This window comes from Kitasatospora sp. NPDC059827 (assembly GCF_042731675.1).
GTDB lineage: Bacteria > Actinomycetota > Actinomycetes > Streptomycetales > Streptomycetaceae > Kitasatospora.
On record NZ_JBHWIV010000001.1, the window covers coordinates 274,006 to 282,042 of the forward strand.

8 protein-coding genes are annotated in these 8,037 nt (G+C 73.8%); 7 read left to right on the plus strand and 1 reads right to left on the minus strand.

Annotation, left to right across the window (positions count from 1 at the left end; all coding sequences use genetic code 11):
• The first annotated feature begins 70 nt into the window (after window positions 1–70).
• The gene (locus ACFV8H_RS01175; RefSeq protein ID WP_380395962.1) at window positions 71–1,042 is read left to right on the plus strand and encodes an iron-sulfur protein; all 972 of its coding nucleotides are present in this window, start codon (window positions 71–73) and stop codon (window positions 1,040–1,042) included.
• A gap of 48 nt (window positions 1,043–1,090) precedes the next feature.
• Here ACFV8H_RS01175 and ACFV8H_RS01180 read toward each other — a convergent pair whose 3' ends face one another.
• Complete coding sequence (locus ACFV8H_RS01180) at window positions 1,091–1,432, minus strand: DUF6191 domain-containing protein (RefSeq protein ID WP_380395963.1); 342 nt, start codon at window positions 1,430–1,432, stop codon at window positions 1,091–1,093.
• 119 nt (window positions 1,433–1,551) lie between these two features.
• Here ACFV8H_RS01180 and ACFV8H_RS01185 point away from each other — a divergent pair, with 119 nt between their 5' ends.
• From ACFV8H_RS01185 to ACFV8H_RS01210, 6 genes are all read left to right on the plus strand, one after another.
• The gene (locus ACFV8H_RS01185) at window positions 1,552–2,313 is read left to right on the plus strand and encodes a dienelactone hydrolase family protein (RefSeq protein ID WP_380395964.1); all 762 of its coding nucleotides are present in this window, start codon (window positions 1,552–1,554) and stop codon (window positions 2,311–2,313) included.
• Window positions 2,314–2,421: 108 nt separating this feature from the next.
• Entirely contained in the window at window positions 2,422–3,048 is a 627-nt protein-coding gene (locus ACFV8H_RS01190) for an alpha/beta fold hydrolase (protein ID WP_380395965.1), read from the plus strand.
• Window positions 3,042–3,245: a hypothetical protein gene (locus tag ACFV8H_RS01195; RefSeq protein WP_380395966.1), complete on the plus strand. Its 204-nt coding sequence runs from the start codon at window positions 3,042–3,044 to the stop codon at window positions 3,243–3,245. Before ACFV8H_RS01190 ends, ACFV8H_RS01195 begins: the two co-directional genes overlap by 7 nt.
• A gap of 112 nt (window positions 3,246–3,357) precedes the next feature.
• Entirely contained in the window at window positions 3,358–5,430 is a 2,073-nt protein-coding gene (locus ACFV8H_RS01200; protein ID WP_380395967.1) for a serine/threonine-protein kinase, read from the plus strand.
• The gene (locus tag ACFV8H_RS01205; protein WP_380395968.1) at window positions 5,427–5,753 is read left to right on the plus strand and encodes a glutaredoxin domain-containing protein; all 327 of its coding nucleotides are present in this window, start codon (window positions 5,427–5,429) and stop codon (window positions 5,751–5,753) included. The genes ACFV8H_RS01200 and ACFV8H_RS01205 overlap by 4 nt, the downstream gene beginning before the upstream one ends.
• 553 nt (window positions 5,754–6,306) lie before the next feature.
• Window positions 6,307–7,902: a M4 family metallopeptidase gene (locus ACFV8H_RS01210; protein WP_380395987.1), complete on the plus strand. Its 1,596-nt coding sequence runs from the start codon at window positions 6,307–6,309 to the stop codon at window positions 7,900–7,902.
• The last annotated feature ends 135 nt before the right edge of the window (window positions 7,903–8,037 follow it).

An 8,037-nucleotide genomic window follows, 5' to 3' on the forward strand; every position in this document is an offset into this window, starting at 1 on the left:
TGCACCCTTTGAGGCATTGTAAGGTGAGCCTCACCTTAACGATCACTCGGAGTCGAACTCGGGAGTGCGGATGGTCCCCGGAACACCCCTGCCCGTCGCACCCGCCTGCTCCCCGCCGGTCGACTCCCGGCCCGTTCGCCCCGGGGACCGGTCGACGGACCTGAGCGGCCTGGCCGACCGGACTGACCTGGCCGACCTGGCCGCCCTCACCGGCGACTACCGGCGGCTGCGCGACCTCTGCCCCGCGCTCCGGCTGCACCTGCTCGACCCCGCCGAACCCGACCCCTCGGCCGCCGACGGCTGGTACTCGGGCGCCCGACTCGCCACCGACGAACGGGCCCTGGCCGTCGTCCTGGCCGGGGCGGAGGAGCGGATCGCCGCCGAACACGGCCGCGCGCCCCGCCCGCACGTCACCGCCTCCCGGCTGCTCCACCACTACGCCTGGTCCGTCTGTCTGCTCGTCGCCGGTCCCTGGCACCTCGCCCGGCGCGTCCCCGCCGTCGACCCCGCCGACCTCTGGCTGCACGCCCCGACCGGCGACCTCGCCCTGCGCCCGCGCGGGCACGTCACCCTCCCCGGCGACGACGAACTGCGCGCCGAGCTACGGGCCGCCGTGGTGGCCCACCTCGAACCGGTGCTCGCCGCGTTCGCCGGACCGACCCGGCGCCGCGACCGCGCGCTCTGGGGCATGGTGACCGACGACCTCGCCTCCGCCGTCTGGTACCTCGGCCGGATGCTCGACGCGCAGGACGACGCGGCCGGGGGTACTGCGGCTGGGGGTACCACGGCTGGGGGTGCTACGGCCGAGGGTGTCACGGCCGGGGAGGACGCCGCCGTCGTCGCCGCCGCGGCCCTGCTGCCCGGCGGCACCCTGCCGCTGCCCGGAGCCGCCGACTTCCGCCGGCTGCGCACCCCGGACGGCCGGGACCACCACACCCGCACCCGGCTCGGCTGCTGCCTCTACTACGCCGTCGGGCCCGAGGCGCTCGCCTGCCTGACCTGCCCGCGCACCACGGACGAGGAACGGATCCGCCGGTTCTGACGGACGGTCCACGGAACGCGCCCCGCCCCTGCCTGGCCCGCGTCTGCCCTAACGCTCGGTGCCGGTGCCGGTGCCGGTGCCGCTGCTGCTGGTGCCGTTGGCGCTGTCGTCGCCGTACGGCCGGCGCAGCACCGCCTCGCCACGGTCCAGGTCGACCCCGAAGTGCGGCGGGGCTCCGGCCAGGGTGTCGTCCCGGCGGGAGGTCTGCTCCCGGCGCTGCTCGACCTGGATCCGCTTGCCCGGACTGAACAGCGCGTGCATCTCACCCAGCACGCCACCGCCACCGCCACCGCCGCCGGCCCCTAGCGTGCGCTCACGACGGCGCGGCGAGGACTCGGACCACACCTGCCAACTCGCCAGCACCACCAGCCCGACCGCGGCCAAGGCCACGCACGCCACTCCCACGATCAGCCCCATGCCAGGCCCAACGCGTCGTCCCGGCATAAGCGTTCCCGGTTCCGGGCCCGCAGCGGTTACGCTGCCCGCGACCCTAAGGAGAGCTCTCACCCATGACTGTGCGCGGAACCCTCGTGGACATTCCGGCAGCAGACGGCGCCGCCGACGCCTATCTCACCCACCCCGGTGACGGCCTGCCCCACCCCGGCGTGCTGCTCTACCAGGACGCCTTCGGGCTCCGGCCCCACCTGAAGGCCATGGCCGACCGGATCGCCGAGGCCGGGTACACCGTCCTCGTCCCCAACCTGTACTACCGCAGCGGCCGCGCACCGCTGGTGGAACTGCCCGAGATGATCGACATCGAGCAGTGCGACGAGATCTTCGCCGAGCTCGGCCCGCTGCTCTTCGCCGCCAGGGACCCGGAGACGGCCGCGCGCGACGCGGGCGCCTTCCTGGCCTGGTTCGAGGAGTCCCCGCTGGTCCAGGACGGTCCGATCGGCGTCACCGGCTACTGCCTCGGCGCCTACCTGGCCCTGAGCGCCGCCGTCAGCCACCCGGACCGGATCGCCGCCGTCGGCGGCTTCCACGGCGGCCACCTGGCGACCGACCGCCCGGGCAGCCCGCACCTGCGCGCCGAACGCATCACCGCGGAGCTGTACTTCGGCCACGCCGACCAGGACGAGTCGATGCCGCCCGAGCAGATCGCCCGCCTCGACGAGGCCCTCACCGCCGCCGGGGTCCGCCACCAGGCGGAGGTGTACGAGGGTGCCGGGCACGGCTACACCCAGGCCGACACCACCCGGTACCACGCGGGCGGTGACGCCCGGCACTGGTCGGCATTGTTCGACCTGTTGAAGCGCAACCTGCCGGCGTAGCAACCCGGTTCGCCGCCCCGGCACCCCAGGCGCCCCGGCGCCCCAGGCCGGTCGTGGACGGAGCGACGTAGAGTGGCTCCGTCGTGACGGCCGACCGGGGGAGCGGAAGTGGCAGCCAGCAGGTGGGCTGTGCGGGCCGGCCGGGCACCGGCCCTGACCGGAGTTCAGCAGGCCATCGCCGAGGCACTGGCCGCGCACCTGCCCGGCGGTGTGCGGCGGGGTGAACTCGACCGTGGCGGACGGGCATTGCGCTGGCCGGAGGCGGGGTTCGGCGCGGTGCCGGAGCCAGGCGACAGGTCGGACGACGGTCCGGGGTCGGGCTCCGGGCCGGGTGACGGTGTGCCGGTCGTGCTGGTCGTCCTGGTCGCCGGGATGGGCACCAGCTCGCTCACCTGGGCCCCGCTGCTGCCCGAACTCGTCGGCTGGGCCAGGGTCGTGGCGTACGACCGGGCCGGGCTCGGCGCCAGCGAACCCGACCGCGCCCCGGCCCCGACCCTGGCCGCGCAGGTCGCGGACCTGGCCGCGCTGGTCCGGCACCTGGACGCCGGCCGGCGGTGCCGGGGGATACGCCGGGCCCGGGCGACGCGGCGGCCCGGGCCGAGGCAGCCGTCCTCGCCCACCCCCACCAGCGGCGGGCCGTCCGGGCCGAGAACCGGCTGTCGAACCGGGCGACCGGGCAGTTGCGCCGTCTCCGGGCCGCCGGGCCGTCACCCGAGGTGCCGGTCACCGTGCTGAGCGCGACGCTGGGGCTGCCCCGCGGGCTGCGGGCCCGGTTCACCGCCGCGCAGGCGCGGATCACGGCCGGTGCCGCCCTCGGCGTCCACCTGGTGGTGCCCGGGGCCGGGCACGCCGTCCACCAGGACCGGCCGGGGGTGGTCGCCGAGGCCGTCCGGGCCGTGTCCCGGCAGGTCCGAATCGCCCGGAAGGCCTGACTTCCCGGGGCAATCCCCCTCCTCACAGCGGCTGCTGGGCCCGCGGCACGCTCTGGCACACTGTGTGCCGACGACCCGGCGGGGAGGGTCATGACACCTGGGGGCAGGGGAGATGAGTAGCGCGGGCACCGTGCTCGGCGGGCGGTACACGCTGGTCGAGAAGGTCGGCGGCGGGGGGATGGGGTCGGTCTGGCGGGCCGAGGACGGGGTGCTGGCCCGGCCGGTCGCCGTGAAGATCCTCCGCGCGGACCTGTTCGAGGACGGCACCGGCCTCCAGCGGTTCCGCCGTGAGGCCCAACTGGTCGCCGCGGTCGACCACCCCGGCATCGTGGGCGTGCACGACTACGGGGAGAGCGGCGGGGACGGCGACGACGCCCGTTGCGCGTACATCGTGATGGACCTGATCGAGGGCCGGCCGTTGGACCGGGTGCTAGAGGACGACGGTCCGATGAGCGCCGAGCGGGCGCTGCGCCTGCTCGCCGACGCCCTGGACGCGCTGCACGCCGCCCACCGGCGGGGGATCGTGCACCGTGACCTCAAGCCCTCCAACCTGATGGTGCGCGAGGACGGCGGGGTGGTGATCACCGACTTCGGCATCGCCCGGGCCGTCGCCAGCACCAAGCTCACCGCGCCGTACGCGGTCATCGGCACCGCGGCTTACATGTCCCCCGAGCAGGCCTCGGGGGAGACCACCGGCCCGGCCTCCGACCTGTACTCGATCGGCGTGGTCGGCTACGAGCTCCTGGTCGGGCGGGTGCCGTACCAGGGCGAGGGGCCGCTGCAGGTGGCGCTCAAGCACGTCAACCAGCCGGTACCGGAGTTGCCGGAGACCTTCCCGGCGGCGGTCCGGGCGCTGATCGCCACCGCGCTGGCCAAGCAGCCCGAGGACCGCTTCGAGAGCGCGGCCGGGATGGCGGCGGCGGCCCGGGTGGCGATCGGGCTGCCGGGGGCGGCCCGGAAGGCGGCGGACAGCGGGACGGTCGACCTGCGCGCGGACGCCGGTACGGCCCCGGCGGGCGGTGCGGCCCCGGCGGCCGCTGTCGGGGCCGGGGCCGCACCCGGGGCCGCACCTGGGGCGGTTCCCGAAGCCGGTGCCGCGCCCGCTTCCCCGACCGGTGCTCCGAGCGGCGGCGCCGCCGTCGTCCCGGCGGGGGCCGCTGCCGCCCCGGCCGGTCCGGAGCAGCTCGTGCGGACGGACCCGCAGGCGGAGACCGAGCCGGGCCGACGCCGCTCGCGCCGCACCCTGCTGCTCCCGGTGGTCATCCCGATCGTGATCTCGATGGGCACGGCGACGGTGCTGCTGGTCGACCGCGGCCCAGGCCGGTCCGACGCGGCCGTGCCGCCCGCCGCCCAGCCCACCGTGGTGGTGACGGTCCCGGCGGCCCCGGCCACCACCACTCCGGCCGCGGCCACCTCCGGGCCCGTCACGCCGTCGCCGACCGACACCCCGTCGGCCGCCCCGAGCGCCGACCAGCAGGCCACCGGCGGCGGGGCGCCGCCCGGCACCCAACTGCCCGTACCCGTACCGGCCCAGGGCGGCGGCGGAAGCGGCGCCGCCCAGGGGCGCGGCGGCGCGAACCCCGGTGGCGGCGCGGCCGCCGGCGGGGCTTCGGGCGGCCAGCCCGCCGGCGGGGGGACGGCGGACCAGCCACCGTCCAAGCCCGGCAACCCGGCCTCCCAGGGCGGCGGTTCAGGCGGCTCGGGAGGTTCAGGCGGCTCAGGCGCTTCGGCCGGTTCGTCGGCGGGTGGCAACCCGCCCGCCCCGCCGGCGGCCGGCCGTCCCGCGTCCTGCGGCGGCAGCAGCTGGAGCACCATCGTCAGCGTCAAGGACGGCCGCCCGATCGGGATGCGCAGCGACAACCTGAACGGCGACAACCCGATCGTCCTCGGCGGCGCCTCGCAGTACGGCTGGGTGCGCGCCACCGACCCGGGCAACTGGATCCTGTTCAACGCCTGCAACAACGGCGGCCCGCAGCTCGTTCAGACCATGGACGGCAAGGTCGTGCTGAGCAACGGTTTCAGCTTCCTGACCCGGTGGACGGTCCGCACCGGCAGCACCCCGGGCTCGTACACGCTGGGCGACTACCAGAACCAGTCGTGCATGACGGACAACGGCCCCGGCAACGAGCTCACCATGGTCGCGTGCACACCCGGGAACACGGCACAGGAGTGGAGGCTGCAGTGACGGACGCAACGAGCGGCGCGGCGATCGGTGCAACGAGCGGCGCGGCGACGGACGGGGTGACCGGGAGCGGTGAAGTGGTGCTCTACTGGCGCCCCTTGTGCACCTACTGCATGAAGCTGCGGTTCGGGTTGCTCTTCACCCGCCTGCGGTACAGCCGCCGCTTCACCCGGGTCAACATCTGGAAGGACCCGGACGCGGCCGCCTATGTGCGCTCGGTCGCGGACGGCAACGAGACCGTGCCGACGGTGCGGGTGGCCGGCCAGCCGATGGTGAACCCCTCGTTGCGCCAACTGCTGTCGGCCGCACGGGAGTACGGCGCGTAGACGGCCAGTCACCGGGGTGCCGGTCCTATCAGGCCGTCGCCCCGGCGGGCAAGGGCGTTCGATGGCGGGACCTCGCCAATGGGGCGTCAAGGGTGTGTATGGAAACTTCTACAAGGATGTAAAAGTCGATCGGCCGGTCATCGGTATTGACACCTCGACCGGTGGTCGGTGACCGATCCGCCGTCGGCGCAGGCGGTCGGGCCTGGTTCGGATCGGAACCCCCTGCAAGGCCGATCGTATTGCCCCGTTTTGACCGCCTTTTGAATCCCTTTACCAACTGGCGGGACCTGGCCAATCACTGATGCAGACCTGTCAATTCATCTGTTGGATTGTCATGCTTCTGGTCACCCCCCAGCGGTAGCCCCCACCCCCACCCCTCGGTGGCAAGCCGCTCGACCGCACGGGGTTCCTGCACGTCAGCGCCCGCTCCGCCCCACAGGTGCCGACCCCGGCCCCCGGAGCGTGGTGCGACCGCGCCCAGACGCGGTTTCCCGGAAGGACTCTTACGTTGAAGCGTAAGCTCGCTGCTGTCGCCGTGCTCTCGGCCACGGCCATGCTGACCGGTGTCATCCAGGTGGCCACCACCGCCCAGGCCGCCCCCGCGGCCCCGTCGCTGCAGGCGCAGGCCGCCTCCCAGCACGCGGCCGTGCTCGCCGTGGCCAACGGCCAGTCCGCCCCGCTCGCCCAGGTGCTCGGCCTCGGCGGCCAGGAGAAGCTGGTGGCCAAGGACGCCGTCGTCGACCAGGACGGCACCAAGCACCTGCGCTTCGAGCGCACCTACGCCGGCCTTCCGGTGATCGGTGGCGACCTGGTCGTCCACCAGAAGTCCGACGGTGGCGTGAAGTCGGTCGACAAGGCCGTCTCCGCCCGGATCGCGCTGCCGAGCCTGACCCCGAAGATCCCCGCGGACAAGGCCGCCGACCAGGCCGCCGGCACGGTCAAGGCCACCATCGGCCAGACCATCGACGCCGACCAGGCCCCGATCACCGGCGTCCACCAGGTCGGCAAGGCCGAGCTGGTCGTCTGGGCCACCGACGGCAACCCGCGCCTGGCCTACCGGACCACCGTCGAGGGCGTGCGCGCCGACGGCACCCCGAGCGCCCAGATCCTGGTCACCGACGCGGCCGACGGCAAGGTCCTCTCCACCCACGAGAAGATCGAGACCGCCGCCGGCACCGGCAACGGCATCTTCGTCGGCCAGGTCTCCCTCAACACCAACCAGAACGGCTCGCAGTTCGAGCTCAAGGACACCAGCCGCGGCGGCCAGTCCACCACGGACATGAGCAACAGCGAGTCGGGCAGCGGGTCGCTGTTCGCCAACCCGAGCAACAGCTTCGGCGACGGCACCAACAACAGCCGCGAATCGGCAGCAGTGGACGCCCAGTTCGGCGCCGCCACCACCTGGGACTTCTACAAGAACACCTTCAACCGCAACGGCATCCGCAACGACGGCGTCGGCGCCCTCAGCCGGGTGCACTACGGCTCCAACTACGTCAACGCGTTCTGGAGCGACGACTGCTTCTGCATGTCGTACGGCGACGGCACCAACAACAGCGCCCCGCTCACCGAACTCGACGTGGCCGGCCACGAGATGAGCCACGGCGTCACCGCGGCGACCGCCAACCTGAACTACTCGGGCGAGTCCGGCGGCCTCAACGAGGCCACCTCCGACATCATGGGCACCATGGTGGAGTGGTACGCCAACCTGCCCGCCAACCCGCCGAACTACCAGATCGGCGAGCTGATCAACATCAACGGCGACGGCAAGCCGCTGCGCTACATGGACCAGCCGAGCCAGGACGGCTCCTCGGCCGACTACTGGGACGCCAACGTCGGCAACCTGGACGTGCACTACTCGTCCGGCGTGGCCAACCACTTCTTCTACCTGCTGTCCGAGGGCAGCGGCGCGAAGACGATCAACGGGTTCAACTACAACAGCCCGACGGCGGACGGCTCCTCGCTCGCCGGCATCGGCCGGGACAAGGCCGCGCAGATCTGGTACAAGGCGCTGACCGCGTACTTCACCTCGACGACCGACTACGCGGGCGCCCGTGCGGCCACCCTGAGCGCGGCGTCGGACCTGTACGGCGCGAACAGCGCCGAGTACAACGCGGTCGCGGCCACCTGGACCGCGGTCAACGTCAACTGACTCGGGCCTGAACCGGGTCGGGCCTGAGTTGGGCAGGCCCGACCCGGGGCGCGTCCGAGCAGGCCCCGGTCGGACTGTGGGTGCCGAACGGCCGGGTCGGGCGGCGGGGGCGACGGTGTGCGGACCACCGTCGCC